A 24,649-nucleotide genomic window follows, 5' to 3' on the forward strand; every position below is an offset into this window, starting at 1 on the left:
ATAGGTCCAGGTTCCCAATCAGATGCCGTAAGTCAATAGATCGATACATAGACAAGCGCTTGCTCGGGGATCTACCGTACCGGGATGGGGTTCGCGATCGGCGTCGACGTCGGCGGCACCTTCACCGACGTGGTCCTGAGCGGCCCCGGCGGGGTCGTCGCCGTGGCCAAGTGTCTGAGCACCCACGACGACCCCATCGCGGGCATACTCACCGGCGTTACTCGCGCGCTCGGATCCGTGGACCCCGCCCGGGTCACCCGGGTCGTGCACGCCACCACGCTGGCGACCAACGCGGTGCTCGAACGCACCGGCGCGCGGGTGGCGTTCGTGACCACCCGGGGCTTCCGCGCCGCCGTCCCGCTCGGCCGTTACGCCCGCGTGGAGGAGGACCGGTACGACCTGCGCTTCACCCCGCCCCCTCCCCCGGTCGCGCCCGGCGACTGCTTCGAGGTGGACGAGCGCGTCTCGGCCCGCGGCGCCGTGCTGACCCCCCTGGACCCCGGCTCGGTGCGGCGGGCCGCGGCGGAGATCGCCCGGCGCGGCATCACCTCGGCGGCCGTCTGCCTGCTGCACTCCTACGCCGAGCCCGCCCACGAACGGCGGGCCGCGGCGATCCTGCGCGAGCACGTGCCGCACGTGGTGGCCTCCTGCGAGATCTGGCCCGAGATCCGCGAGTACGAGCGCGCCACCACCACCGTCATGTCCGCCTACATCGGCCCGCTGATGACCTCCTACCTGTCGCGCCTGCGCGAGCGCCTGGCCGCGATCGGGATCGACGCGCCCGTGCACGTCATGGAGTCCGGCGGCGGGGTCGTCTCGGCCGAGCTGGCGGCCCGGCGCGCGGTGTCCACCATCGAGTCGGGCCCGGCCGCGGGGGTGCTGGCGGCGGCCGGGACCGGGCTGCCGGACGTGATCTCGTTCGACATGGGCGGCACGACGGCCAAGGCGTGCGTGGTGCGCGGGGGGCGTCCGGAGATCACCCACGAGTTCCACGTGGGCGGCAAGGGCAGCTTCGGCGGGCGGCGGGCGGGCACCGGCGTGCCGATCAAGACCCCGGCCATCGACCTGGCCGAGGTCGGCGCGGGCGGCGGCAGCATCGCGTGGCTGGACCCGGCGGGCGCGCTGCGCGTCGGGCCCCGGTCGGCGGGCTCCTCCCCCGGTCCCGCGTGCTACGGGCTCGGCGGCGGCGAGCCGACGGTGACCGACGCCGACCTCGTGCTCGGCTACCTCTCCTCGGCCTCGACGCCGCTGTCGGCGCCGCTCGCGGCCAAGGCCGTGGACCGGCTGGCCGGGCCGCTCGGGGTGTCGCGGGAGGAGGCCGCGCACGCCGTGCACGAGATCGTCAACGCCTCGATGGCCGCGGCCGTGCACGTGGTGACGGTCCAGCGCGGGATCGACCCGCGGGGGTTCGCGCTGGTGGCGTTCGGCGGCGCGGGGCCGATGCACGCGGCCGGGGTGGCGCGGCGGTTCGGGATCGCGACGGTGGTGGTGCCCGCGTACTGCGGGGTGGCCTCGGCGGCCGGGCTGCTGGCGGGGGCGCTCTCGACGGACCGGGTGTTGTCGCGGCTGGACGCGGCCGACCCGGAGGAGGTCTTCGCCGCGCTGGCCGCCGACGCCGCCGCCGATCTGGGCCTCGCCCGGGTGCGGGTGGCCCGGTCGGTGGACGTGCGGTTCAAGGGCCAGTCGCACGACCTGACCGTGGACTGGGCGGAGTCGCGGGAGGAACTGGCCTCACGATTCTTCGCGAAATATGCGCAGGTGTATGGGATTGTCCAGCAGGGCGAGATCGAGCTGGTCAGCTACCGCGTCCGCGTCACCGACGCCGCCACGCCCACCCCCGGCCCCGGCCCCGCTCCCGCCCGGCCCGCGCCGTCCGGTGGCGGCGCGGAGGGCGGCAGGAGGGCGTACTTCCCCGAGGCCGGGGGGTGGCTCGACGTCCCGGTGCACACGCGGCGGACGCTGGACCGGGTGCGCGGCCCGGCGATCGTCGAGGACGCCGAGTCCACGATCGTCGTCCCGCCCGGCTGGCGGGCCATGGCGGAGCCGTCGGGCGCCGTGCGCCTGACCCTGGAGGATGCGCCGTGAACGACGCGCTCACCGCCGAGGTGCTGAGGAACGCGCTGGTCGTGGCCGCCGAGGAGGCCAGCATCGTGGTGGTGCGGTCGGCGTACTCGACGTTCATCGTGGAGGGCTCCGACGCCTCGGCGGCGATCCTGGACGCCGGGGGCCGCCTGGTCGCGCAGTCCATGGCGACCACGCTGATGAACAGCATGGCCCTGAAGGCCGCGCTGCCTGAGCTGCTGAAGGACGTCCCGCTGCACACCATGCGGCCCGGCGAGGCGTACGCGCTCAACGACGCCTACCGGGGCGGCGTGCACACCAACGACCTGCTGGTCTACCGGCCGGTGTTCGCCGGCGGGGTCCCCGCGTACTTCACCGCCACCATGATCCACGTCTCCGACCTGGGCGGGCTGTCGGCCGGCGGGATGGCGCCGCTGGCCACCGACATCTTCCTCGAAGGGCTCCAGCTCCCGCCGGTCCGCCTGGCCACCCGGGACGGCCTCGAACCGGCGGTGGAGGCCGTCCTGCGGGCCAACAGCCGCACGCCCGACAAGGTCATGGGCGACGTGCGGGCGCTGGTGGCCGGGACGGCGGTCGCGGCGGCCCGCGTGGCGGCCCTGATGGCCGAGTACGGCGTGGCGGGCCTGGCCGCGGGCGTCGAGGACTACCTGGACCACACCGAGACCAGGACCCGCGCGGCACTGGCGGAGCTGCCCCGGGGGCGGTTCGAGGCGTCGTACCCGATCGACGACGACGGGGTGCGGCCGGGGGTGGCGCACCACGTACGGGTCGCCGTCACGCTCGGCGGGGACGCGGCCGTCCTCGACTTCACCGGCACCGGGCCGCAGGTGCCCGCCGCGATCAACGCCTCGGCGTCGCAGTCGCTGGCGGCGGCCGTCTTCGCGGTGCGCTGCTTCCTGGACCCGACGATCCCGATGAACGACGGCTGCCTGCGCGCGATCGAGGTCGTCCTGCCGGAGGGCTCCCTGCTGAACGCCCGTTCCCCGTATCCGTGCGGCGGCCGGTACGTCCCCATCTACGCCGCCATGGAAGCCGTGTTCCAGGCGATGTCGGACGCGATGCCGGACCGCGCGATCGCGGCCAGCGGGATCCTCCAGCCGTTCTCGATCGCCGCGGTGGGGGCGCCGTACTGGATCCACCTGTCCTACGACTTCGGCGGGGTGGGCGCCCGGCAGGGGCTGGACGGGCCGGACGCGACGGGCGTGCACTTCGGCATCGGCCGCAACTCGGTGCCGCAGGCCGAGCCGGTGGAGAGCCGCTGCCCGCTGATCGTGGAGTCGGTCGGGACGATCGCCGACTCCGGCGGCCCCGGCCGCTTCCGGGGCGGGCTCGGCTCGCGTACCGTCTACCGCTTCCTGGCCGACTGCCACGTCACCACCCGCGGCGACCGCCTCCGCCTCCCGCCCCCGGGCCGCGACGGCGGCCTGCCCGGCAGGGTGGGCGGCTTCCACAAGCGCCACCTGGACGGGCGGGTGGAACGCCTGGCCTCGAAGGTCAACAACGTGCGGTTCGCGGCGGGCGAGGCGTTCGTCGTTGAGACCACGGGCGGCGGCGGCCTCGGCCCCCCGTCGGAGAGGGACCCGGCGGCGATCCTGGCCGACCTGGAGTCAGGCCACATCACCCCCGAAGGCGCCGCGACCGACTACGGCTTCGAACCCCGCGGGGCGACCAGAACGGCCGGATCGAAGCTCACCGGATAGGGCGCCGAGAGATTGACCGTGGTGCCCGCCTCGTACGCGACGGGCCCCTTGTAGGAGTCGTCGTCGAGCTCGTGGACGTAGAGCGTCGGCCCCTCGTCAGGCTCCACACGCCAGTAGACGGGGATTCCGGCTGCCGCGTAGGCCGCCGCCTTGGTGGTCCTGTCGAAGGCCCGCGTGCCGGGGCTGACCACCTCCACTGCCAGCAGCAGGTCGCTGGGGGCGAACATGAGCGGCACCGACTCGCACGCCTTCTCCGGCACGACGGCGAGGTCGGGGATGTAGAAGTCCTTCTCGCCGGGACGCACGTTGACAGTCGTCAACGCCTCCAGCCCGAGGGGGGCCGCGTCGTCGAGGAGCACCAGTAGCCGAGAGATCACTCGCTGGTGCAGGGGGGTGGGGGCAGGGCTCACTACTAGGCTCCCGTTGAAGAGCTCATAACGGTTCCCGTCGTCGGGGAACTTGAGCAGGTCGTCGACTGTGAACGGCGGCGCGCCGGGAAGAACGGTGCGCCTCGTTGTCGGTTCGATCGCCAATGCGGTCACCCACTCAGTATCGGGAGTCACGCCCTCGTCGACATCGTACTTCCCGAAGATAGTCACCTGTAGTCACCGGGGCGCCACGCCTCGGCGCCGCGGCGGACGGCGGTGTGGACGGCGCGGGCCGCGCGGGCGCCCCACTCCGAGCGGGGCCCGCCGAAGAGCTGCTCCGGGCCGTCCTGCGGCACCACCACGCAGACGGCGTCCGAGGCGGTGCCCGTGCAGGGGTAGCCGGCCTCGATCAGCGCCTGGGTCTTGGCCTCGGTGACCGTCATGACCAGGTTCACCAGGGCGGCGTCGGTCATGGCGACGGGCAGGACGGTCACGATGTTGACGGTGCCCGCCCGCATGGGGGCGAGTTCGGGGTCGGCGGCGCCCTCGGGGGCGGCGGCCCAGGTGGGGACGCGCAGCCCGACGGTGGCCACGGCCTCCGCTCCCCCGTCGGCGGCCCGCACGTACCGGTCGACGGAGGCGGCGGTCAGCATGCCGACGCCGGTGCCGGGCGGGCCCAGCTCGACCAGGTGGTCCACCGGGTCCATCCGCGCGTAACCGGCCACGACCTGGGCGTTCAGCACCCATTCGCGGGGGCCGATGCCGCCGCCGAGCATGGCCGAGGAGATCATGCGGAAGCCGGGCCCGAACTCCCACAGCAGGGAGCCCAGCCGGGTCCCCTCCTCCACGCGATAGGTCAGCTTCACGTCCCACCTCGCACCAGGTGCACCACGGGCCGCCCGTCGGGGCCCGGCTCGATCTTGACACGGGCGTCGAAGTGGCGGCCGATCAGCGCCTCGGTGAGCACCTGTTCGGGGCGGCCCGTGGCGGCGGCGTGGCCGTCGGCCAGCAACATCAGGCTGTCGGCGTACAGGCCGGCCACGGTCAGGTCGTGCAGGGTGGTGACGACGGTCAGGCCGTCGGCGCGGCGCAGGCGGTCGACCAGTTCCAGCACCTGCTGCTGGTGGCCGAGGTCGAGCGCGGTGGTGGGCTCGTCGAGCAGCAGCACGGGGGCCTGCTGGGCCAGCGCCCTGGCCAGCACGACGCGCTGGCGCTCGCCGCCGGACAGCTCGCCGACGCGGCGTCCGGCGAAGGAGGTCAGGTCCAGCCGGTCCAGCACGGAGGCGGTCACCTCGCGGTCGTGCCGGCTCTCCCGTCCCAGGTAGGGGATGTACGGCGTGCGTCCCAGCAGGGCGTAGTCGAAGACCGTCATGTCGGGCGGCAGGGCGGGCGTCTGCGGGGCGTAGGCCAGCAGCCGGGCGCGCTCGCGGGGCCTGAGCGCGGCGAGCGGGCGCTCGTCGAGCACGACCTCCCCCTGGTGCGGGACGATCGCGCCCATGACGGTCTTGAGCAGCGTGGACTTGCCCGCGCCGTTGGGCCCGATGATCGCCAGCCACTCGCCGCGCCGCACGTGCGCGTCGACGCCGGTCAGCACGTCGCGCTCGCCCAGGCGCACCGACAGGGCCCGTACGCCGATCACGTGGCCACCCGCCTGGTCATGCGCAGGACGCCGACGAAGAACGGCGCCCCGACGAACATCGTGACGACCCCGATGGGCAGCTCGGCCGGCGCGATCACGGTACGGGCGATGAGGTCGGCCGCCACGAGGAAGGCCGCGCCGCCGATCAGCGACAGCGGCAGCACGATCCGGTACGAGCCGCCCGCCAGCCGCCGGACGACGTGCGGCACGACCACGCCGACGAACCCGATGAGCCCGCTGACCGCGACGGCCGACGCGGTGGCCAGGGAGGCGGCCACGAGGACGGTCAGGCGCACCCGGCCGGCCCGTACGCCGAGGCTGCCGGCCTCCTCGTCGCCGACGCTGAGCACGTCCAGCATCCGGCCGTGCAGCAGGAGCAGGACGGAGGAGACCGCGGCGTACGGCAGCACCAGCAGGAGCTGGTCCCATCCGCCGCCGACGTCGCCGAGGATCCAGGAGTAGATGCGCTCCAGCTCCTCGACCTTGAGCTGCTGGACGAACGTCTGGATCGCGGTCAGGAACGACGTGACCGCCACCCCGGCCAGCACCAGGGTCGCCGTGCCGCCGCCGGTGCCGCCGCCGGAGCGGCCGGCCGCGTTGCCCAGCGTGTACGCCAGGAACACCCCGCCCACCGCCCCGGCGAAGGCGGCGACGGGGATGCTCGCGCTCGAGCCGGGCAGCAGCACGATGGCCAGCGTCGTGGCCAGCCCGGCGCCGGAGGCGGCCCCCAGCAGGTACGGGTCGGCCAGCGGGTTGCGGAACACGCCCTGGTACCCGGCGCCGGCCATGGCCAGCAGGCCGCCGACGACCGCGGCGACGAGCACCCTGGGCAGGCGCAGCTCGTACAGCAGGCCCTGCTCGACCGGGGCGAGGCCCGAGTCGGCCGAGACGAACGGCAACCAGTCCACCACCTGGAGGACCACCTGCCACGGCGAGATGTCCGCCGCGCCGCCGAGCAGCCCGGCGACCATCGTGAGGGCCAGCACGGCGAGGGCGCCCGCCACCCAGACGGGACGCGCCCTCGACGGCTGCGCCTTGCCTGTCACGCTCAGCCCGCGCCGCCGGCCTTGGCCACGGCCGCGCCGATCGCCTGGGCCAGGTCCACGACGCGCGGGCCCCAGCGGGAGGCGAGGTCGTCGTCGAGCTGGATCACCTGGTCGTTCTTGACGGCCGACAGGTTCTTCCAGCCGGGCCGCTTGACCAGCGTCTCCTTGCTCTGCTGGCAGCACTTGACGTCGGCCAGGAAGATCAGCGCGGGGTCGGCCTGGGCGACGAACTCGGCCGACAGCTTGGGGTAGCCGCCCGCCGCGTCCGGGGCCTGGTCGGCGATGTTGGTCAGCCCGAACATGGCATAGACCTGGCCGATGAACGTCTTGGACGTGGCCGCGTACGGCGTCTGGTCCAGCTCGTGGTAGTAGGTGAGCTTCTTGTCCTTGGGGGCGTCGGCGGCCAGCTTGGCCATGGCCGCCTTCATGCCGGAGACGACCTCGTCGGCCTTGGCCTTGTTGCCGGTGGCCGCGCCGATCTCAGTGATCTCCTCGTACGCCTCCTCCAGCCCGGTCGCGGCCGGTTCGAGCAGGACGGGCACGTTCACCTTGGCCAGCTCGGCGACGATCTTGTCCTGGTCGTTGGAGAGGATGACCAGGTCGGGCTTCTTGGCGATGATCGCCTCGACGTTCGGCTTGAAGCCGGACAGGTCGCTCTTGGGCGCCTCCGGCGGGTAGTTCGACTGGTCGTCCACCGCGACGACCTGGGGGCCGGCGCCGACCGCGAACAGCGTCTCGGTGTGAGTGGCCGAGAGCGAGACGATGCGTTCGGGCTTCTTGGCGAGGGTGACCTTGCCGTTGCCCGCCTCGACGGTGACCGGGAAGTCCCCGGCGCCCGCAGCCGCGGTGGTGGGAGGGGGGCTGTCGGGGGAGTTCGAGGGGGCGACGTTGGCGCCGGTCTGGCCACATCCGGCCAGGACGAGCGTTCCCAGCAGCGCGCCCGCGAAGGCCGTGCGTACGGGCCTCACGAGTAGTCCTTTCACACTGTCGGAACCGAGAGACCCGCGATGAGCGACGGATCACCCTTTTCCACGAGGGTTGATGACGTCGGCGCAGAGGCAGGCGACCTGGCTATGACAGTTGCGGGACAGCGCCGGAATCGCACCGGACTTCGCTGCAGCACTGCGCGTCGGACAAACGTTATCAATGCCCCAGACGTCCTCGACGTCAAGGGGTCTCGGGGGCAGACGCGCGAAGGCCCCGGGTCAGGCGGCGAGCTGCGCCTCCGCGGCGGCGATGATCTCCTGGAGGCGCAGGCCGTGCGCCGCGTCCAGCGGGTGGCCGCCGCCGCGCCGGACGGTCTGGGCGAACTCCTCGGCCACAACCTCGAAGGGGTCCTCGTCGCCGGGCAGCAGGACGGCGTTGCCGGTCCTGCCGTACACCTCGAAGGTCGAGGGCGGCAGGTCGCCGACGGCCGCCATGCACAGGGACGCCTCGCTGACCGCGCCGCCCTCGTGCTCCAGCAGCAGGCCGGTCCAGCCCAGCGGGTTGCCGTGCGCGCGCACGCCGACGACCGGGCCGAGCGCGGCGTCGAGCAGGTCGATCACGTGCGGGCCGACGTCCAGCAGGGCGCCGCGCTCCAGCCGCCACGGGGTGGCGAACGGGTTGCCGCCGAGCAGCGCGCCGGAGATGTTGGCGGCGTGCCCGCCGAACGGCTGGATCTCGGCGCAGCGGGCCAGGAACGTGCGGGTCGGGGTGGCGTAGCGCATGGTGAGCATCATCTGCGAGGGCACGCCCGTCTCCGCCACGGCCTCGGCCACCCGCATGGCCCCCTCGACGGAGTCGGCGAGCGGCTTCTCCAGCAGCAGCGCCTTGCCCGCGTGGGCGGCGCGGACGGCCAGCTCGGCCTGCACGCCGGGCGGCACGCAGAACGCCACGGCCTCGCAGGCGTCGAACAGCTCCTCGACCCGCTCGTACACGGGGGCGCCGAGCCTGGCGGCCTGCTCGGGGCGGCGGGCCCAGACGCCGGCCAGCCGGGTGTGGGGGCCTTTGGCCAGCATCGGCGCGTGCGCCATCTCAGCCCAGGGCCCTGCCCCGATCAACCCGACCGCGACCGGCTCCATCCGTCCCCCTAAGTCCGCTTTTCTCCAGACCTTAGATCCCCCGTCCGGTCTCCCGTCCATCGGCCCCTCCGGTCAGGCGCGGGAGCGGTGGATGGCGTGTTCCGGGCGGTGGACGAGGGTGCCGCCGTCGAGGGCGATGGTCTGGCCGGTGATGCAGCGGGACTCGGCCGAGGCCAGGAAGCCGACCAGGTCGGCCACGTCCTCGGGGGCGCAGGGCCAGGGCAGGAGGCGTTCGGCGGCCTTGTCGGCGAGCTGCTCCGGGGTGAGGGCGCGCTCGGCGGCGGCGGTCATGACCAGGGCGGGGGCGACGGCGTTGCAGCGGATGCCGCGGGCGCCGTACATGGTGGCGACGTAACGGGTGAAGCCGACCAGGGCCGCCTTCGAGGTGCCGTACGCGGCATGGTCCACGTCGCCGGTCAGGCCCGACACCGAGGACGTCAGGACGATCGCGCCGCCGTCGCGCATCACCGGGACGACGTGCTTGACCAGCAGCATCGCGCCCCGCAGGTTGACCTCCATCGTGCGGTCCCAGACGGCGGCGTCCATGGCGGTCAGGTCGCGGTCGCGGCCGTAGACGTCGCGGTCGAGGCAGGCGGCGTTGGAGTGCAGCACGTCCACCCGGCCGAAGGCGGCCACCAGCGCGGCCACCGACTCCTCCACCTGCTTCTCGTCCGACACGTCGCAGGTCAGCGCCATGGCGGCGCCGCCCCGGGCGCGTACGGCGGCGGCGGTGGCCCGGGCGGGGGCGGCGCGCAGGTCGAGCACGCCCACCCGGGCGCCCTCGGCGGCCAGCCGGGCCGCGCACGCCGCGCCGATGCCGGACCCCGCGCCCGTCACCAGCGCCACCCGCCCGCCGAACCGCCCCTCGGACCGCCCGCCGGGCCCCGCGCCGGGGGGATCCGCGGTCACCACTCCACCTCCAGCGCGCTCAGCCCGCGCCCGACCAGCGACCTGCGGTAGGCGACGGGCGCGTCAGGGGCGAGCCGCAGGCCGGGCAGGCGGCGCCCGAGGACGTCGAGCGCGGTGCGCAGCTGCAGGCGGCCGAGCGCCGCCCCGACGCAGAAGTGGATGCCGTACCCGAAGACCAGGTGGTCGGCGGCGTTGGGACGGTCGATCACGAACCGCTCCGGGTCGGGGAAGACGGTCTCGTCGTGCCCGGCCGAGTCGGTGGACAGCAGGACGAGCGAGCCCGCCGGGATCGTCACGCCGTGCAGCACGACGTCCTGGACGGCGTGCCGGAAGGAGCCCAGCGAGGCGCCGTCGATCCGCATGCACTCCTCGACCGCCCCGGGGATCAGGGCCGGCGGCACCGGCCAGGCGTCCTCGCGCAGCAGCCGCAGCACGCTGTTGCCGAGCTGGTTGGGGACGGTGTCGTTGCCCCCGAGCAGGATCGTGGAGATCAGCTCGACGACCTCCCGATGGCTCAGCTCGTCGCCGATCAGCGAGGTCATCAGGGACGTGAAGTCGTCCCGCGGCTCCTTGGCGCGGGCGGCCACCAGGCGGTCGACGTAGTCGAGGTAGGCCAGGAAGCTGTCGGCCAGCTCGAGCTGGCGGGCCGGCGGCTGCGGCGACAGGAACAGCAGGAACCAGTCCTTGACGTGCGCCTGCACGAACGCCTCGTCGGCCGCGGGCACGCCGATGAAGCGGGCGGTCAGCTTGACCGACGGCTCGTGCCCGATCTCGGCGACGAAGTCGGCCCGGCCCCTCGGCGCGACCCGGTCGAGGACGTCCTCGTTCAGCCGCCGGAAGCGCTCCTCCATGGCGGCGACGGCCCGCGGCGTGAAGGCCCGGGAGACCGAGCGGCGCAGGCGGGTGTGGTCGGGCGGGTCCACGTTGGCCACGAAGCTGGACAGGAACGAGCCGTGCTCGCCCAGCCTGGCGCGGGTCTGCGGGGTGAGGCTGCGGGAGATCGTCAGCGACCCCTCGGAGGAGAAGCGGGCCGGGTCGCCGTACGCGGCGCGCACGTCGGCGTGGCGGGTCAGCACGTACGCGTCCAGGTGCTCGCTGCGGAACACCGGCCGCCCGGAGCGCAGGCGGCGCAGGAAGTCGTACGGCGCGGCGACGTGCCAGTCGGCGGCGACGTCGAAGTCCTGCGCCGAGGCGGGGGTCGTCGCAGAGGTCATCGCAGGATCCTCCTGGGGTTGTCGACGAGCATCTGGTGGAGCTGGTCGCCGGTGACGCCGCGGCTGCGCAGTTCGGGCACGACGTCGCGGGAGATGTGCAGGAGGTGGTAGTTCGGGTGGCGACGCCGTACGACGTCGGGATCGAACCGGTCATTGAAACAGTACGAATCATGACCTAGAACCATTTTTCCGGCGTGGCCGCGTTCGCACATCGCCGCCACCACCGCCACCCGGTCCTCGAACGAGCTGATCGTCTCGATGCCGAACCGGTCCATGCCCAGGTAGGAGCCGCCGGCCACCAGCTCCTCCAGGTACACCAGGTCCGTCGAGTCGCCCGCGTGCCCGATCACCACCCGTTCCAGGTCCACGCCGAGCGAGCCGAGCAGCCGCTGCTGCTCCAGCCCGCCCCTGGAGGCGCTGTGCGAGTGCGTGGTGATCGGCGCGCCGGTGGCCAGATGGGCCTCGGCCACGGCCCGGAACACCCGCTCGCACCCCTTGGTCATGCCGAGGTGGTCGGAGGCGCATTTCAGCATGGCCGCCTTCACCCCGGTCCGCCCGATCCCCTCGGTGAGGTCGCGGACGAAGAACTCGGCCAGCCGGTCCGGGCCGCCGAACAGCGACCCCGGCCCCCGGTTGCCGAAGTACGGCGGCAGCGCGTCGTAGGTGTAGAGCCCGGTGGCGGCCACGATGTTCACCGACGTCAGCTCGGCCACCCGCTGGACGGCCGGGACGTACCGGCCGAGCCCGACGACGGTCAGGTCGACGATCGTGTCGATCCCCTCGGCCTTGAGCGCGTCGAGCTTGGCCGCCGCCTCCCGCGCCCGCCGCTCCAGGTCCCAGCCCTCGGGGACGTCCGGCCAGTTCCACAGGATCTCCGGGCTGAGCCCGAACACGTGCTCGTGCATCAGCGTCGCCCCGAGGTCGGCGACCGGCCCCCTCACGGTCTCAGGCACGGGAACCTCTCGTGCTCGAAGGGCCGGTTGACCTCCAGGCCGAGCCCGTCGGTCTGCCGGTACGGCAGCCCGGTGTAGAGGGCGTCGGCGTCGAAGTAGGTGACGGTGAACGACAGGCGGGCGGCGTCGCGGCGGTTGGCGGGCGCGCCGTGCACGGTGAGCGCGTGGTGCACGGTGGCGTCCCCGGCCCGCAGGTCGAGCGGCGGCGACAGCTCCAGCTGCGCGAGCCAGGGATGCTGGCTGAGCTGGTCGTCCCCGGCGCGGGTGAAGCTGCGCCCGAGCAGGCCGTAGCGGTGGGAGCCGCTGTAGAAGCGCAGCGCCCCCATGTCGGCGGGCACGTCGGCCAGCGCCAGCCACACCGTCAGCATGGCCGAGCGGTCCATGGGCATCCACGGGAAGTCCTGGTGGAACTCGGTGGCGCCGTGCTCGCCCGGCTCCTTGACCAGCAGGTTGGTGACCTGCACGCGCACGGCCCGCACCCCGCCCAGCAGCCGGACGGCGTTGCGGCCCATGGCCGGGCTGGTGCTCAGCGCGCCGAACAGCTCGTCCTCGGCGGCGACGTCGCGGGACTGGCCGAAGGCCCGGTCGACCGGCGTGTCCGCGGCCCGGCCGCGCGACCGCAGGCGCTCGCGGGCCCGTTCGCGCAGCTCGCCGACCGTGTCCGGGGCGACCAGCCGGTCCAGGCGGACCCAGCCGTGCTCGCCGAAGAACGCCACCTCGTCGTCGGTCGCCTGGCGTACCGGGATCTCCATGGCCACCAGTGTGCCACTCCAAGCAAGCGCTTGGTAAGATTCGGGTCGAGGAGGATGCCGTGCGAGGGTTCAGGTTCGGTGCGGTGCTGCGCGGGGCGCGGTCCGGCAAGGAGTGGGCCGAGCGGGCCAGGCGGCTGGAGGCGTCCGGCTTCGACGTGCTGCTGGTGCCCGACCACCTGGTCGGCCCGCGCTTCGCGCCCCTCGCGGCGCTGACGGCGGCGGCCTGCGCCACCACCCGGCTGCGCGTCGGCACGCTGGTGTTCGCCAACGACTTCCGGCACCCGGCCGTGCTGGCCAAGGAGGCCGCCACCCTGGACCTGCTCTCCGGCGGACGCCTGGAGCTGGGCCTCGGCACCGGCTGGATGGCCGACGACTACGGAGGGGCCGGGCTGCGGCTCGACCCGCCCGGCGTGCGCCTCGACCGGCTGCGCGAGGCCCTGGAAGTGATCAAGGGCCTGTGGGACGGCGGCCCGCTGACCTACGAGGGCGCGCACTACCGCCTGGCCGGGCTGGAGCAGGAGCCCCGGCCGGTGCAGCGCCCGCGCCCGCCGATCCTGCTGGGCGGCGGCGGCCCCCGCATGCTGGCCCTGGCCGCCGAGCACGCCGACATCGTCAACCTCGGCACCCGCGTCAAACCGGACGGCACCGGCCCCGACCCGCGCGACGCCGGGCCGGAGGCGTTCCTCGCCAAGCTGGCGCTGCTGCGGCGCAGCCCCCGCCACCACCTGCTGGAGATCGGCACCAGCGTGATGCAGGTGGGCGAGCGCAAGCCGGAGGAGTCGTGGAGCGCCGCCGACAGCTCCCGGCTCGGCGACACGCCGCAGGTGCTGCTCGGCACCCGCCGCGACATCGCGGACCAGCTGCGCCACTGGCGCGACGCGCACGGCGTCTCCTACTTCGTGCTGCACCACGAGCGCGACCTGGCCGCCTTCACCCCGGTCGTCGAGGAGCTGGCGGCTCTGCCGGATGATGGACCTCATGGATGAGATGTTGTTGCTGAGGCACGGAGCCACCGAATGGAGCACGGCAGGCCGGCACACCGGCCGTACCGACCTGCCCTTGACGCCCGAGGGGGAGGACCAGGCCAGGGCGCTGGCGCCGCTGGTCAAGGCGTCCGCGTTCGGGCTGGCGCTGGTCTCCCCCGCGCAGCGGGCCCGCCGTACGGCGGAGCTGGCCGGTTTGACGGACTACGAGGTCGACCCCGACCTGTGGGAGTGGGACTACGGCGGCTACGAGGGCATCACCACGCCGGACATCAGGAAGACCCGGCCCGGCTGGTACCTGTGGCGTGACGGCGTGATCCCCGGCGACGCCGAGCATCCCGGCGAGAGCGCCGCCGAGGTGGCCGCGCGCGCCGACCGGGTGATCGAGCGGGCCCGCGGGGCCGAGGGGCGGGTCGTGCTGGTGGCCCACGGCCATTTCCTGCGCGTGCTGGCCGCCCGCTGGCTCGGCCTCGACCCGGCGGACGGCCGGCTGCTGCGGCTCGACACCGGCACCTACTCCCGGCTCGGCTTCGAGCACGCCGAACCGGTGCTGCTGAGCTGGAACTCACCGGTCGCCTGAGGGGGGCTCGTCAGTCGCAGCCCAGGGTGGCGGCGGCGCGGATCAGATCGCGCGTGAGCTGCCGGTCGCCCTCCGACGCGTGCGGGAAGGCGTCCGGGGGCCACCGGCCGGCCACCAGCCGGCAGAAGTCCACCGCGCCGGCCGAGATCACCCCGGCGTCCGCGCCCGGGGTGCGCGAGAGCGGGACCGTCCACGTGCCGCCACCGGGCCCGGTCAGCACGACGGTGACCGAGACGTCGGGGCGCGGCCCGCGCAGCGCCCGGGGCAGCAGCGCCAGGCCGAACCCGGCGATCAGGCGCACGTGCCCGGCACGCGGCGGCGCGGGCGGGCGGCCGGTCGCGGCCCTGATGTCGTCGGCGTGCGTCCAGGTCTCGAACGTGCGCTGGATCAGGGCCTGGCGCAGCGGCGCGCGGGCCGGGCGCACCCCCGCCAGCGCCACCTCCACCCCCAGCAGCACCTCGCCGGCCCTGGAGAGCCGGTCCAGCAACGCCCCGGCCTGCTCCCGCCAGCGCCGGTGCTCCGGGGCCGCGCCCGCGCCGGGCAGCCCCATGAAGGCGGCCACGGTGGCGTCGTTGGCGGTCAGGTGCCCGACCAGGTCGCGGACCGTGCCGTGCCGGGCGATCGGCGTGTCCCACTGGGCCGGGCTCAGCTCGGCGAGCAGGTCGTCCATGAGCGCCACCTGCTCGGCGTACGGCACGGTCACGGACGCCACGCCACCGGCGGCGGGCGCGCGCCGGCGGCGGGCCCCCGACAACACGGCCGCGCGCAGCCCCGGCGGCGGGCCGCCGTAGAGGTACGGGTCCGTCATGGCTGCCTCCGCAGCCGACGCTAACCCGGCCGCGGTCACCGCGCCAGACGGCTGCCGGGAAACGGCGCGAGCAGGGTCTCGCGCCAGGGGCCTTCGAGGTAGCCGCGGGCCCGCCTGCCCCAGTCGAGCAGCCGGGAGTCGGGCGCGACCTCGTCGTCGAGCCCGAGCGCGGCGTCGCGGGCCCGCTGGGTGGCCAGGTGGTCGTCCAGCGAGACGGCCCACATGGTGACGGCCTCGGTGTCGCAGAACAGCACCTCGTACAGGCCGGTCAGGGTGTGGCCGTGCTCGGCCAGCAGCGGGGCGCGCTCGGCGCGGACGGCCTCCAGGTAGTCCAGCGCGGCCCCGGGGCGGACGCGGGCGCTCTCGAAGAGGTAGAACTCGGCGGCGGGGGCCGCGGCGAGCGGCGGGCAGCCCGGCGCGGCGCCGAGCGGCCTGGAGAAGGCGGAGAAGCGCAGGTCGTCGATGTCCGACAGGAACAGGCGCTGGTCCACGCCCTGGTAGATGTCCATCATCTGGCGCCAGCCGCCGTCCCACCCGCCGTGACAGTCCCACAGCGTGACGGCCTTGAACTGCGGGTGGCCGGTGATGCCCACGGCGTAGAAGGCGCCGACGAGGTCGATGTCGCGCGACCTGATGGACATGCCGGTGGTCAGGGCGGGCTCGGCGCGGCTCTCGTCCTCGCGTTTGTAGCGGGTCAGCCAGGTCAGGTACTCCAGCGGCCGCCTGGAGTTCATCGGCCGGAAGTCGACCTCTTCGAGCAGGTGGATCGCGCGCCGCACCACGCCTCCTCTACCAAGCATTTGCTTGGCATGAGGATAGCGATCAGGTCAGCGCCTGGGAAGGCCGCGGCCCCCTGCCGGTCAGCCACTCCAGCACCCGGCGGTGCCCGGAGGCGGCGTCCTCGAAGTGGCCCCAGTGCCAGTAGCGCGGCTGGTCGCGCAGGCCGGTCACCCAGGTGCGGTAGGAGATGGCGGCGCCCGCGGGCGCCACGCCGTACGTGCGGACCACGACCTTGCCGCCCGGCGCGAGCAGCACGTCGTCGGCGATCGGGTACAGATTCATCCGGTCGAGCATGTACGACATCCTGACCTGCGGAAATTCCCCGCCGGTTACGCCTCCGGCGCGCCCCCGTTAAGGGAGCGCGCCGGAGGTGAACAGGCTGTTACACGAGAAGGCCGTCGAACTCCCCGTCCTTCGCGCCGAGCACCAGGGCCCGGATCTCGTCACGGGTATAGATGAGAGCAGGACCGTCGGGGAAGCGCGAGTTGCGGACCGCGATCCCTCCGTCGGGAAGCTCCGCGAGCTCCACGCAGTTGCCCTGCGAGTTGCTGTAGCGGCTCTTGCGCCAGGCGACCTGGGTGAGGTCGGCCGCGGGCATGCCGTTGTAGGTGTGGTTCATCTACATCTTTCTGAGAAGACCGCCGATGAGCTCGACGGTGCCCCCTGGCGTGGTGCTTTCCACGCACAGTTGCTCCATGGCGGTGAGGTACGGGTCGATGTCCTCACGTTTGTCCAGGTACAGGGCACCCCAGAGCTGCTCGACGTAGACAACGTCCGACAAATCGGACTCGGGAAACCGCAAGATGCTGAACGCGCCCCCCTCGGCGGCGTGTTTGCCGAACCTGAAGGGCATCACCTGGAGGGTGATGTTGGGCAGGGCGGCGACTTCCAGCAGATGCTGGAGCTGCTCGGACATGACCTCTCGCCCGCCGATGGTCCGCTTGAGCGCCGCCTCGTCGATGACGGCCCACAGCTTGGGGCCGTCCTTCTGGGTGAAGCGCTCCTGGCGCTGCATGCGCATGTGCACGCGGCGCTCGATCTTGTCCGGACTCGCGTCGGGGTTGCCGAGCTGGAAGACCGATCGCGCGTACGAGGCCGTCTGCAGCAGGCCGGGCACGAACTGCACCTCATAGGTACGGATCACGCTCGCGGCCTCCTCCAGGCCCACGTACGTCGTGAACCACGAGGGCAGCTCGGCGGAGTACTTGTGCCACCACCCGGGGGTGTTGGCCTCGCGGACCATCTCCAGCAGGGCACGGCGTTCGGCATCGTCGACGACGCCGTACAGGGTGAGCAGGTCCTCCACGTCACGTGTCTTGAACCCGACACGCCCGAGCTCCATCCGGCTGATCTTGGACTCGGACGCCCGGATGTGGAACCCGGCCTGGCCGCGGTCGAGACCGGAGGCCTCGCGCAGGCGCCTGAGGCTCGCACCCAGCATGATGCGCCGAACGGTCGAGCCGGAGCCGGGCGGATCAATGGACACGTGCTGCTCCTTGTGTCGTTTCCTTGAAGACACAGTCTGTCACTTGGCGGCCGAAAGATCATGGGCCGCGGACAAGATCCCCTTTCCCCCATATTGACCACTTGAGGAGAACCGTAGCGCTTGCACGAGTTGTCTGCACGTGCATTCGCTCTTGCACCTGCATGAGAGATTGCCGCAGAATGATCACGTGCAATCCACCACGGCGCCCGGCCAGTGGACCACGTTCGACTGGTGGCCGCCCGTCGGCTGGTGGCCGGAGGCGGCTCGCGATCTCCTGGTGACCGGCCCGTCCGCGAGCGCCACGTACGTGCTCCCGCCCACCGCCTCCTCGGTCCACTCCGCTCGCAGCTTCACCACGGGGACCCTGTCCGGCTGGGGGCTCGGCGAGCTGGCCGAGAACATGGAACTGGTGGTCTCCGAGCTCGCCACCAACGCCCTGCGCCACGGCCTGCGCCTCGACGAGCCCCACTGCCAGCGCCCGGTCCACATGTCCCTGGTGCGCCGCGGCTCGCTCGTCACCAGCGCGTTCACCGATCCCGGCACCTCGGTGCCCGTGCTGCGATACCCTGGCCCCCTTGACACCGGCGGCCTGGGTCTCCACATCGTCGAATCACTCAGCCTCCGCTGGGGGTGGTCGGCACTCGCGCCCCACGGCAAGATCGTCTGGGCAGTCCTCTCCTGACGGAGGGGTGCTCTGCACTACCGTGGATGGTCATGGCTCACGGTGAGTCCCACGCGACCCCATGAGAGTGCTGACAGATGGAAGATCACCTGCTCGGCTGGCTGCGCACACTAGACGAAAACCGGCTTGCCCGCATCCTGGCCAACAGGCCCGACGCCATCGCGCCGCCCTGGCCCCGCAGGCTCGACACGCTGGCCCAGCGCCTGGGCAACGGCTTCGCCGTCATGGAGGCCATGCGCGGGCTGCCGCTGCCCGCCCTGCAACTGGCCGAGGCGGGCCTGACCATGACCCGGCCGACGCCGGAGGGGCTGGCCGCCTTCCTCGGCGTCCCGGGCGAGACGGTGGAGCCCTGGCTCGACCATCTGTACGACCACGCGCTGGCCTGGCCCGACGACGAAGGCGTGATCCATCTGGCCGAGGGCGTGGCCCGCTGGTGGGCGGCGCCGCTCGGCCTGGGCGAGCCGCTGGAGCACTACCTCAACTCCTGGACGATCAGCAACGACGCCCTGCGCGCCCTGGCCCGCGTGCTCGGCCTGCCCGCCCACGGCAACAAGCGGCGCACGATCGCCCGCGTCATCGAGCTGCTGTCCGACCCCGGCCGCCTCGACCGGCTGACGGCCACCGCCCCCGACGGCACGCTCGCGCTGCTCGGCCGCCTCGCCTGGGACGGCCCCGCCCGCGACGTCGACGGCGGCCGGTTCGTCACCCCCGGCACGCCGGAGAAGTGGTGCGCCGACCACGGCCTGCTGTTCCGCCCGAGCTGGCACGTCGCCGAGATCCCCCGCGAGGTGGCGCTGTGCCTGCGCGGCCCCGGCTACCATCCGCCGTTCCAGCCCGAGGCGCCCGAGGTGGCCTCGATCCCGGTCGACCCCGAGGAGGTCGACCACCTGATGACGCTGGCCGCGCCGCACGTGGTCGAGCGCTGCGCGGCCCTGCTCGACAACACCTCCAAGACCCCGCTGCCGCTGCTCAAGACCGGCGGCGTGGGCGTGCGCGAGGTCCGCAGGGTCGCCAAGGAGACCGGCTGCGACGAGGACGAGACCCGCCTGCTGCTGGAGGTCTGCGCGGTGGCCAGGCTGCTGGCCTGGGACGAGCAGTCGGGCGGCATGATCCCCACCGAGCGGTTCGACCGCTGGCGGCTGGACGAGGGCTCGGCCCGGCTGCGGGTGCTGCTGTCGGCGTGGTGGCGGATGGAGCGTTCGTCCCTGCGCAAGGTCGACGGCAAGTACGCCACCGTGCTCGGCGACGACCCGTCGGGCAGCGCGGTGGCCAGGGTGCGCAGGGCCGTGCTGGCCGCGCTGGCCCATCTGCCGGCCGGCACCGCCTTCGCCGACCGCGACAGCCTCGTGCGCAACGTCCACTGGCACGCCCCGCTGCTCGACCAGGCGCTGCTGGCCGAGTGCGCGCCGGCCGTGCTGGAGGAGGCCACGCTGCTCGGCCTGCTGGCCAACGGCGCGCTCACCGACCTCGGGCGCGCCCTGGCCGGGCTGACCGCCGACCCCGGCGACGAGAACGACGACGCCGTCCCGCAGGTCGAGCACGATCCGGTGCTGGCCGAGGCGTCCATCAGGGCGCTGGCCAGCGTGCGCAGGAGCGCGCTGTTCGGGCCCGACCTCACCGCGGTGGTGACCGGGCCGCCGTCGGCCGAGCTGGCGGCGCTGCTCGACCGGGTGGCCGAGCGCGAGTCGCGCGGCGCGGCCTCGGTGTGGCGTTTCACCACCGAGAGCGTGCGCGGCGCGCTCGACCACGGCTACGACGCCGACGAGCTGCTCGACGAACTGGCCACGGTCGGCACGATCCCGCAGCCCCTGGAGTACCTGGTGCGCGACACCGCGCGCCGGCACGGCGAGGTGACGGTCTCCACGGTCGGCTGCGTCGTGCAGGCCGGTGACACCGCGCTGCTCGCCGAGATCGCCGGGCACCGGCGGCTGGCCCGGCTGGGCCTGCGGCTGCTGGCCCCCACGGTGCTGATCAGCGCGGCCCCGGCCGAGCGCACGCTGGCCGCCCTGCGCGAGAACGGCTACTCCCCCGTGCCCGTCTCCGACACCGGCGAGATCACCATCCACCGGGCCAGGGCCGAGGAGCCGCACAACGGCAAGCTGATCCTGCTGCCCGGCGGGCAGGTGGCCGAGCTGTCGGAGTTCACGCCCGGCTCGGAGCCGCACCCGCCGTACGTGATCGCCGAGCCGGCCCCCGACCCGCACGAGCACGCCCGCCGCCTGGTCGAGGCCGGCCGGGACGACTCCGGCAAGCACGGCCGCACCTGGGCGGTCATCGGCAGGATGGCCACCAGGCTGCCGACCGCCCAGCAGTCGTTGCTCGGCTTCGTCGTCGACCGTGGGGTGCGCGCCGGCATCACGCTGGCCGACGGCCTGACCGCCACGATCAGCCACGGCGAGCTGCGCGGCGGGGCGCTCGACGCCTGGTGCGAGGAGGCGGGCGACTACCTGGAGTTCCCGCTCGCCGAGATCGTCGAGGTGCGCGGGGCCTACTGAAGCTTCTTGGCCTTCTTCAGGTTCGACACCAGCTCCTCCAGGAACGCGGCGTAGCCCTGGTAGCTGAAGGGGGCCTCGGCGCGCCAGGGGTAGAACTGGCCCGCCTTGACCGCCGGGAGCTTGGCGAAGGTGGGCTTCTTCAGCATCTCCTCGGGCTTGAGCGACTGGGTGCGGGTGTCGTAGAGGATCACGTCGGCGTCGTAGGTGTCGGCGTTCTCCCAGCTCAGGGTCTGGAAGAAGCCGCCGTCGTCCACCTTCGCGGGCTTGACGATGTTCAGGCCGTTCTCGGTGAGATGCACGATGTCGGGGTACTCGGGCGGGTTGACGACCCACATGGCGTCGGCGCCGCCGGACATCATGAGGATCTTGAGGTCCTTGAAGGCGGCCAGTTCCCTGGTCGCGGCCTCCATGCGGGCCTTGGCCTCGGGCACGCCCCGGAGGTCGGCGCCGAGTGACCGGGCCAGCTCCTCGTACCTGCCGATCACCTGGGTGGCGCTGCGGCCGGTGAGCATGACGCCGGCGGTGGGGGCGACCTGCTCGATGGTCTCCTTCGACTTCGCCGGCACGTACCACAGGTCGCCCTTGACGTACATGCTGCTGACCAGGAGGTCGGGCTGGAGGGAGATGTACTTCTCGACGTTGAACTCGTCCCAGACGTTGCCCAGGCCCTCGACCTTGGCGATGTCGACGTTGCCGACCTGCGGGTCCCTGGATCCGTCGGCGAGCTTGTGCGGGCCGAAGACGGCGACCGGGCGCACGCCGAAGTCCCACAGCGCGGCGGCGGCGCCCACCTGGGCCACCACCCGGGACGGGCGCTCGGGCAGGTCCAGCTTCTTGTCGCGGTCGTCGGTGAACGTCCAGCCGCGCGCGGCGGAGGCGGCGGGCGCGGCGGAGGCGGCGGGCGCGGCGGAGGCGGCGGGCGCGGCGGAGGCGGTGGCGCCGCCGTCGCCGGCCGCCCGGGTGCCGCCGCCGCAGGCCGACAGTGTCAGGGCCGCCGCGAGCCCTGCCGTGGCGGCCAGGAAGCCTCTGCGCGCGAGTACCGGTCCCGACATGTCCATCTCCTAAGGTTAGGCTTGCCTTCTTACGGAGACATTAGATTAGCCTTGCCTAAGTTTTGACCGCTACGAGAGGGGGTCGGGTGCGCCCGGCTGAGGACACGGCTGAGCCCGCCGGCGGGCGTCCGGCGGCCACCGCGGAACACCGATCCGGTCCCGCGCCGGGCACCGGGGAAGAGCCGCAACCCCACCGATCCGGTCCCGCGCCGGCCACCGGGGAGGGGCCGCGGCCGCGGCGGTCCGCGTCCGTGCTGGTGAGCGGGCTGGTCGTGACCGCGGGGGTGCTGGCGCTGGTGGCGATGGCGAGCGTGGCGCTCGGGGCGCGGTCGGTGCCGCTCTCGACGGTGATCGACGCGCTGCTCGCCCCGGACGGCTCCAGCGACCACGTCGTCATCCGCGAGCTGCGCATCCCGCGCACGCTGCTCGGCATCGGCGTCGGCGCGACGCTGGGCCTGGCGGGGGCGCTCATCCAGAGCCTGACCCGCAACCCGCTGGCCGACCCCGGGCTGCTCGGCATCAACGAGGGCGCCGCGCTCGGCGTCACGCTCGCGCTCGGCCTGTTCGGCCTCTCCGACCCCGCCGTGTACGTCTGGTTCGCCTTCGGCGGCGCCGCGGTGGCCTCCGTCGTCGTCTACGCGCTGGCCGCGGCGGGCCGCTCCGGCGCCGGCCCGGTACGCCTGGCGCTGGCCGGCGTCGCGCTCGGCATGGTGTTCACGGCCGTCGCCTCGGCGATCCTGCGCATGGACGCGCAGACCTTCGACCGGATGCGGTTCTGGCTGACCGGCTCGCTGGCCGGGCAGAACGCTGACACGCTGGCGCGGCTGGCGCCGTTCATGGCGGCGGGGCTGGCGCTCGGGCTGACGCTGGCCAGGCCGCTCAACATGCTCTCGCTCGGCGACGACGCCGGGCGCTCGCTGGGCGTCGCGGTCGGCAGGACGCGCGTGCTCACCGGCGTGGCCGTCACGCTGCTGTGCGGGGCCGCGACCGCCGCCGCCGGGCCGCTGTGGTTCGTCGGGCTGGTCGTGCCGCACGCCGTGCGCGCGCTGGTGGGCGGCGACCAGCGGTGGGTGCTGCCGTACTCGGCGCTGGCCGCGCCGGTGCTGCTGCTGGGCGCCGACGTCGTCGGGCGGCTGATCGCGCGGCCGGGAGAGGTGCAGGTGGGCATCGTGTGGGCGGTGATCGGCGCGCCGATCTTCATCCTGCTGGCCCGGCGCAGGCGGGTGGCGGCGCTGTGACCGTACGTCTCGGCCCCTGGTCCGTACGGCTCGCGCCCCGGTCCCTGCTCGTCTGCGCCGCCCTCGTGGCGGTCGGCTGCGGGGTGGGCGTGGCGGCGATCGCCACCGGCGAGTTCACCGTCTCCGTGCCCGACGTCCTGGACGCCCTGTTCGGCCAGGGCACGCCGGTCGCCGAGCTGATCGTGAGCAAGCTGCGGGCCCCCCGCGTGGTCACCGGGCTGCTGGTGGGGGCGGCGTTCGGGGCGGGCGGCGCGATCTTCCAGAGCCTGACCAAGAACCCGCTGGGCAGCCCCGACTTCATCGGCTTCACCGCCGGCGCCTCGGCGGGCGGCATCCTGGCCGTCGTCGCGGGCGGCTCGGCCATGACGATCGCGGGCGGCGCGCTGGCCGGCTGCGTGGTCACCGCCGTCCTGGTCTACGCGCTGGCCTTCCGGCGCGGCGTGCAGGGCTACCGGCTGGTGCTGGTCGGCATCGGCGCCAACACGCTGCTGCTGGCGGTCAACAACTACCTGCTGACCAGGGCCAACATCAACGACGCGGCCACCGCGGGCGCGTGGCTGACCGGCAGCCTCGCCGGGCGCGGGTGGGACCACGCGATCCCGGTCGCGGTGGCGCTGGCCGTCCTGCTGCCGGTGTGCGCGCTGGTGGCGCGGCCGATGCGGATGATCGAGATGGGCGACGACGCGGCCAGGGCCATGGGCGTCAAGGTCGAGACCGTACGGGCCGCCGCCGTCACGGCCGGGGTGCTGCTGACCGGCGTGGCCACCGCCGCGGCCGGGCCCGTCGTCTTCGTCGCGCTGGCCGCGCCGCAGATCGCCCGCCGGCTGACCCGCTCCCCCGGCGTCACGCTGGGCGCCTCGGCGCTCATGGGCGCGGTGCTGCTCACCGCCTCCGACCTGGTCGCCCAGCGGTTGCTCGCGCCGACCCAGCTGCCCGTCGGGGTGGTCACCGCCGCCGTCGGCGGCACGTACCTCGCCCTGCTTCTGCGAAAGGACCGTCACTGATGGCCGACCACCGACTGTCGGGCACCAGCCTCACCCTCGCCTACGACCAGCGGGTCGTGGCCACCGAGCTCAGCGTGGCGATCCCGGACGAGTCCTTCACCGTGATCATCGGCCCGAACGCGTGCGGCAAGTCCACGCTGCTGCGCGCGCTGGCCAGGATGCTCAGGCCCAGGAAGGGCGCCGTGCACCTGGACGGCAGCCTGATCACCGCGCTGCCGTCGAAGGAGGTGGCGCGGCGGCTGGGCCTGCTGCCGCAGAGCTCGATCGTGCCCGACGGGATCAGTGTGGCCGACCTGGTGGCCCGCGGCCGCTACCCGCACCAGCGGCTCATGCGCCAGTGGTCGAGGGCCGACGAGGCGGCCGTGGCCGAGGCCATGCGCGCGACCGACGTCGCCGGGCTGGCCGACCGGATCGTGGACGAGCTGTCCGGCGGGCAGCGGCAGCGGGTGTGGCTGGCCATGGCCCTGGCCCAGGAGACGCCGATCCTGCTGCTGGACGAGCCCACCACGTTCCTGGACATCTCCCACCAGATCGAGGTGCTCGACCTCTGCGCCGACCTGCACGAGGCCGGCCGGACCATGGTCGCCGTGCTGCACGACCTCAACCAGGCGTGCCGGTACGCCACCCACCTGATCGTCATGCGGGCCGGCGAGGTCGTGGCCGAGGGCGTGCCGGCCGAGATCGTCACGCCCGAGCTGGTCCACCGGGTGTTCGACCTGCGGTGCGAGATCATCCAGGACCCGCAGTCGGGCACGCCGATGATCGTGCCGGAGGCACGGCGGCGGGTGACCGCTCCAGCCTGAGCCAACAACTTG

The 24,649-nt window shown here is 73.5% G+C and carries 25 protein-coding genes; 9 read left to right on the forward strand and 16 right to left on the reverse strand.

Annotation, left to right across the window (positions count from 1 at the left end):
* Nucleotides 1-84: 84 nt before the first annotated feature.
* Together AB0J71_RS01555 and AB0J71_RS01560 are read left to right on the forward strand one after the other, a co-directional pair.
* Nucleotides 85-2,085 (forward strand): hydantoinase/oxoprolinase family protein, encoded by a 2,001-nt coding sequence (locus AB0J71_RS01555; RefSeq protein ID WP_364411930.1) that lies wholly within the window; start codon nt 85-87, stop codon nt 2,083-2,085.
* On the forward strand, nt 2,082-3,782 hold the full coding sequence (locus AB0J71_RS01560; RefSeq protein ID WP_364411933.1) for a hydantoinase B/oxoprolinase family protein: 1,701 nt from the start codon (nt 2,082-2,084) through the stop codon (nt 3,780-3,782). Before AB0J71_RS01555 ends, AB0J71_RS01560 begins: the two co-directional genes overlap by 4 nt.
* Here AB0J71_RS01560 and AB0J71_RS01565 read toward each other — a convergent pair.
* The 10 genes from AB0J71_RS01565 to AB0J71_RS01610 all read right to left on the reverse strand — a co-directional run bounded on the left by AB0J71_RS01565 (nt 3,725) and on the right by AB0J71_RS01610 (nt 12,726).
* Nucleotides 3,725-4,381, reverse strand: a complete 657-nt coding sequence (locus AB0J71_RS01565; protein ID WP_364411936.1) for a Uma2 family endonuclease — start codon at nt 4,379-4,381, stop codon at nt 3,725-3,727. The genes AB0J71_RS01560 and AB0J71_RS01565 overlap by 58 nt on opposite strands.
* The gene (locus AB0J71_RS01570; protein WP_352323660.1) at nt 4,378-5,016 is read right to left on the reverse strand and encodes an adenosylcobinamide amidohydrolase; all 639 of its coding nucleotides are present in this window, start codon (nt 5,014-5,016) and stop codon (nt 4,378-4,380) included. Before AB0J71_RS01570 ends, AB0J71_RS01565 begins: the two co-directional genes overlap by 4 nt.
* The gene (locus AB0J71_RS01575; RefSeq protein WP_352323661.1) at nt 5,013-5,789 is read right to left on the reverse strand and encodes an ABC transporter ATP-binding protein; all 777 of its coding nucleotides are present in this window, start codon (nt 5,787-5,789) and stop codon (nt 5,013-5,015) included. The genes AB0J71_RS01570 and AB0J71_RS01575 overlap by 4 nt, the downstream gene beginning before the upstream one ends.
* Complete coding sequence (locus AB0J71_RS01580; RefSeq protein ID WP_364411939.1) at nt 5,786-6,835, reverse strand: iron ABC transporter permease; 1,050 nt, start codon at nt 6,833-6,835, stop codon at nt 5,786-5,788. The genes AB0J71_RS01575 and AB0J71_RS01580 overlap by 4 nt, the downstream gene beginning before the upstream one ends.
* Before the next feature lie 2 nt (nt 6,836-6,837).
* Nucleotides 6,838-7,803: an ABC transporter substrate-binding protein gene (locus AB0J71_RS01585; protein ID WP_364411942.1), complete on the reverse strand. Its 966-nt coding sequence runs from the start codon at nt 7,801-7,803 to the stop codon at nt 6,838-6,840.
* A 237-nt stretch (nt 7,804-8,040) separates the two neighbouring features.
* Entirely contained in the window at nt 8,041-8,958 is a 918-nt protein-coding gene (locus AB0J71_RS01590; protein WP_364411945.1) for a Gfo/Idh/MocA family oxidoreductase, read from the reverse strand.
* A gap of 12 nt (nt 8,959-8,970) precedes the next feature.
* A complete protein-coding gene (locus AB0J71_RS01595) occupies nt 8,971-9,807 on the reverse strand; it encodes an SDR family oxidoreductase (protein WP_352323666.1) in 837 nt (278 codons plus the stop codon).
* Nucleotides 9,804-11,021, reverse strand: coding sequence for a cytochrome P450 (locus AB0J71_RS01600; protein WP_364390766.1), 1,218 nt, complete (start codon nt 11,019-11,021; stop codon nt 9,804-9,806). The genes AB0J71_RS01595 and AB0J71_RS01600 overlap by 4 nt, the downstream gene beginning before the upstream one ends.
* Nucleotides 11,018-11,974, reverse strand: a complete 957-nt coding sequence (locus AB0J71_RS01605) for a phosphotriesterase-related protein (protein WP_364411948.1) — start codon at nt 11,972-11,974, stop codon at nt 11,018-11,020. Before AB0J71_RS01605 ends, AB0J71_RS01600 begins: the two co-directional genes overlap by 4 nt.
* The gene (locus AB0J71_RS01610) at nt 11,959-12,726 is read right to left on the reverse strand and encodes a phytanoyl-CoA dioxygenase family protein (protein WP_352323669.1); all 768 of its coding nucleotides are present in this window, start codon (nt 12,724-12,726) and stop codon (nt 11,959-11,961) included. Before AB0J71_RS01610 ends, AB0J71_RS01605 begins: the two co-directional genes overlap by 16 nt.
* A 59-nt stretch (nt 12,727-12,785) precedes the next feature.
* On the opposite strand from AB0J71_RS01610, the gene AB0J71_RS01615 reads away from it, so the two are divergent.
* Together AB0J71_RS01615 and AB0J71_RS01620 are read left to right on the forward strand one after the other, a co-directional pair.
* A complete protein-coding gene (locus AB0J71_RS01615; protein WP_352323670.1) occupies nt 12,786-13,712 on the forward strand; it encodes a TIGR03621 family F420-dependent LLM class oxidoreductase in 927 nt (308 codons plus the stop codon).
* Nucleotides 13,705-14,289, forward strand: coding sequence for a histidine phosphatase family protein (locus AB0J71_RS01620; RefSeq protein WP_352323671.1), 585 nt, complete (start codon nt 13,705-13,707; stop codon nt 14,287-14,289). The genes AB0J71_RS01615 and AB0J71_RS01620 overlap by 8 nt, the downstream gene beginning before the upstream one ends.
* Before the next feature lie 10 nt (nt 14,290-14,299).
* On the opposite strand, the gene AB0J71_RS01625 is transcribed toward AB0J71_RS01620, so the two are convergent.
* From AB0J71_RS01625 to AB0J71_RS01645, 5 genes are all read right to left on the reverse strand, one after another.
* The gene (locus tag AB0J71_RS01625; RefSeq protein WP_364411951.1) at nt 14,300-15,097 is read right to left on the reverse strand and encodes a maleylpyruvate isomerase family mycothiol-dependent enzyme; all 798 of its coding nucleotides are present in this window, start codon (nt 15,095-15,097) and stop codon (nt 14,300-14,302) included.
* A 35-nt stretch (nt 15,098-15,132) separates the two neighbouring features.
* Nucleotides 15,133-15,876 (reverse strand): hypothetical protein, encoded by a 744-nt coding sequence (locus AB0J71_RS01630; protein ID WP_364411954.1) that lies wholly within the window; start codon nt 15,874-15,876, stop codon nt 15,133-15,135.
* 43 nt (nt 15,877-15,919) lie between these two features.
* On the reverse strand, nt 15,920-16,159 hold the full coding sequence (locus AB0J71_RS01635; protein WP_352323674.1) for a hypothetical protein: 240 nt from the start codon (nt 16,157-16,159) through the stop codon (nt 15,920-15,922).
* A 100-nt stretch (nt 16,160-16,259) separates the two neighbouring features.
* Entirely contained in the window at nt 16,260-16,496 is a 237-nt protein-coding gene (locus tag AB0J71_RS01640; RefSeq protein ID WP_352323675.1) for a DUF397 domain-containing protein, read from the reverse strand.
* Nucleotides 16,497-17,318, reverse strand: coding sequence for a helix-turn-helix transcriptional regulator (locus tag AB0J71_RS01645; RefSeq protein WP_352323686.1), 822 nt, complete (start codon nt 17,316-17,318; stop codon nt 16,497-16,499).
* A gap of 232 nt (nt 17,319-17,550) precedes the next feature.
* Between AB0J71_RS01645 and AB0J71_RS01650 the strand changes: the two genes are divergently transcribed.
* Together AB0J71_RS01650 and AB0J71_RS01655 are read left to right on the forward strand one after the other, a co-directional pair.
* Nucleotides 17,551-18,045 carry an ATP-binding protein gene (locus AB0J71_RS01650; protein WP_352323676.1) on the forward strand — a complete coding sequence of 165 codons (495 nt, stop codon included), beginning with the start codon at nt 17,551-17,553 and terminating at the stop codon, nt 18,043-18,045.
* Nucleotides 18,046-18,122: 77 nt separating this feature from the next.
* The gene (locus AB0J71_RS01655) at nt 18,123-20,540 is read left to right on the forward strand and encodes a helicase-associated domain-containing protein (protein ID WP_352323677.1); all 2,418 of its coding nucleotides are present in this window, start codon (nt 18,123-18,125) and stop codon (nt 20,538-20,540) included.
* Here AB0J71_RS01655 and AB0J71_RS01660 read toward each other — a convergent pair.
* Entirely contained in the window at nt 20,534-21,592 is a 1,059-nt protein-coding gene (locus AB0J71_RS01660) for an ABC transporter substrate-binding protein (protein WP_364411957.1), read from the reverse strand. The two genes, AB0J71_RS01655 and AB0J71_RS01660, sit on opposite strands and share 7 nt — an antisense overlap.
* 251 nt (nt 21,593-21,843) lie before the next feature.
* On the opposite strand from AB0J71_RS01660, the gene AB0J71_RS01665 reads away from it, so the two are divergent.
* The 3 genes from AB0J71_RS01665 to AB0J71_RS01675 are packed head-to-tail and all read left to right on the forward strand — an operon-like array spanning nt 21,844 to nt 24,637.
* A complete protein-coding gene (locus tag AB0J71_RS01665; protein ID WP_364390775.1) occupies nt 21,844-22,830 on the forward strand; it encodes an iron chelate uptake ABC transporter family permease subunit in 987 nt (328 codons plus the stop codon).
* On the forward strand, nt 22,827-23,834 hold the full coding sequence (locus tag AB0J71_RS01670; protein ID WP_364411960.1) for an iron chelate uptake ABC transporter family permease subunit: 1,008 nt from the start codon (nt 22,827-22,829) through the stop codon (nt 23,832-23,834). Before AB0J71_RS01665 ends, AB0J71_RS01670 begins: the two co-directional genes overlap by 4 nt.
* The gene (locus tag AB0J71_RS01675) at nt 23,834-24,637 is read left to right on the forward strand and encodes an ABC transporter ATP-binding protein (protein WP_352323682.1); all 804 of its coding nucleotides are present in this window, start codon (nt 23,834-23,836) and stop codon (nt 24,635-24,637) included. The genes AB0J71_RS01670 and AB0J71_RS01675 overlap by 1 nt, the downstream gene beginning before the upstream one ends.
* Nucleotides 24,638-24,649 lie beyond the last annotated feature (12 nt).

The sequence above is a fragment of the Nonomuraea sp. NPDC049637 genome, assembly GCF_040675235.1.
GTDB lineage: Bacteria > Actinomycetota > Actinomycetes > Streptosporangiales > Streptosporangiaceae > Nonomuraea.

What these genes read in the sequence shown, in the direction of transcription:
- AB0J71_RS01600 (WP_364390766.1), bottom strand. Translation starts at nt 11,021, where the DNA reads ATGACCTCTGCGACGACCCCCGCCTCGGCGCAGGACTTCGACGTCGCC.
- AB0J71_RS01660 (WP_364411957.1), bottom strand. Translation starts at nt 21,592, where the DNA reads ATGTCGGGACCGGTACTCGCGCGCAGAGGCTTCCTGGCCGCCACGGCA.
- AB0J71_RS01655 (WP_352323677.1), top strand. Translation starts at nt 18,123, where the DNA reads ATGGAAGATCACCTGCTCGGCTGGCTGCGCACACTAGACGAAAACCGG.
- AB0J71_RS01675 (WP_352323682.1), top strand. Translation starts at nt 23,834, where the DNA reads ATGGCCGACCACCGACTGTCGGGCACCAGCCTCACCCTCGCCTACGAC.
- AB0J71_RS01645 (WP_352323686.1), bottom strand. Translation starts at nt 17,318, where the DNA reads ATGCTGGGTGCGAGCCTCAGGCGCCTGCGCGAGGCCTCCGGTCTCGAC.
- AB0J71_RS01610 (WP_352323669.1), bottom strand. Translation starts at nt 12,726, where the DNA reads ATGGAGATCCCGGTACGCCAGGCGACCGACGACGAGGTGGCGTTCTTC.
- AB0J71_RS01590 (WP_364411945.1), bottom strand. Translation starts at nt 8,958, where the DNA reads ATGGACGGGAGACCGGACGGGGGATCTAAGGTCTGGAGAAAAGCGGAC.
- AB0J71_RS01635 (WP_352323674.1), bottom strand. Translation starts at nt 16,159, where the DNA reads ATGAATCTGTACCCGATCGCCGACGACGTGCTGCTCGCGCCGGGCGGC.
- AB0J71_RS01620 (WP_352323671.1), top strand. Translation starts at nt 13,705, where the DNA reads ATGGATGAGATGTTGTTGCTGAGGCACGGAGCCACCGAATGGAGCACG.
- AB0J71_RS01625 (WP_364411951.1), bottom strand. Translation starts at nt 15,097, where the DNA reads ATGACGGACCCGTACCTCTACGGCGGCCCGCCGCCGGGGCTGCGCGCG.
- AB0J71_RS01555 (WP_364411930.1), top strand. Translation starts at nt 85, where the DNA reads ATGGGGTTCGCGATCGGCGTCGACGTCGGCGGCACCTTCACCGACGTG.
- AB0J71_RS01640 (WP_352323675.1), bottom strand. Translation starts at nt 16,496, where the DNA reads ATGAACCACACCTACAACGGCATGCCCGCGGCCGACCTCACCCAGGTC.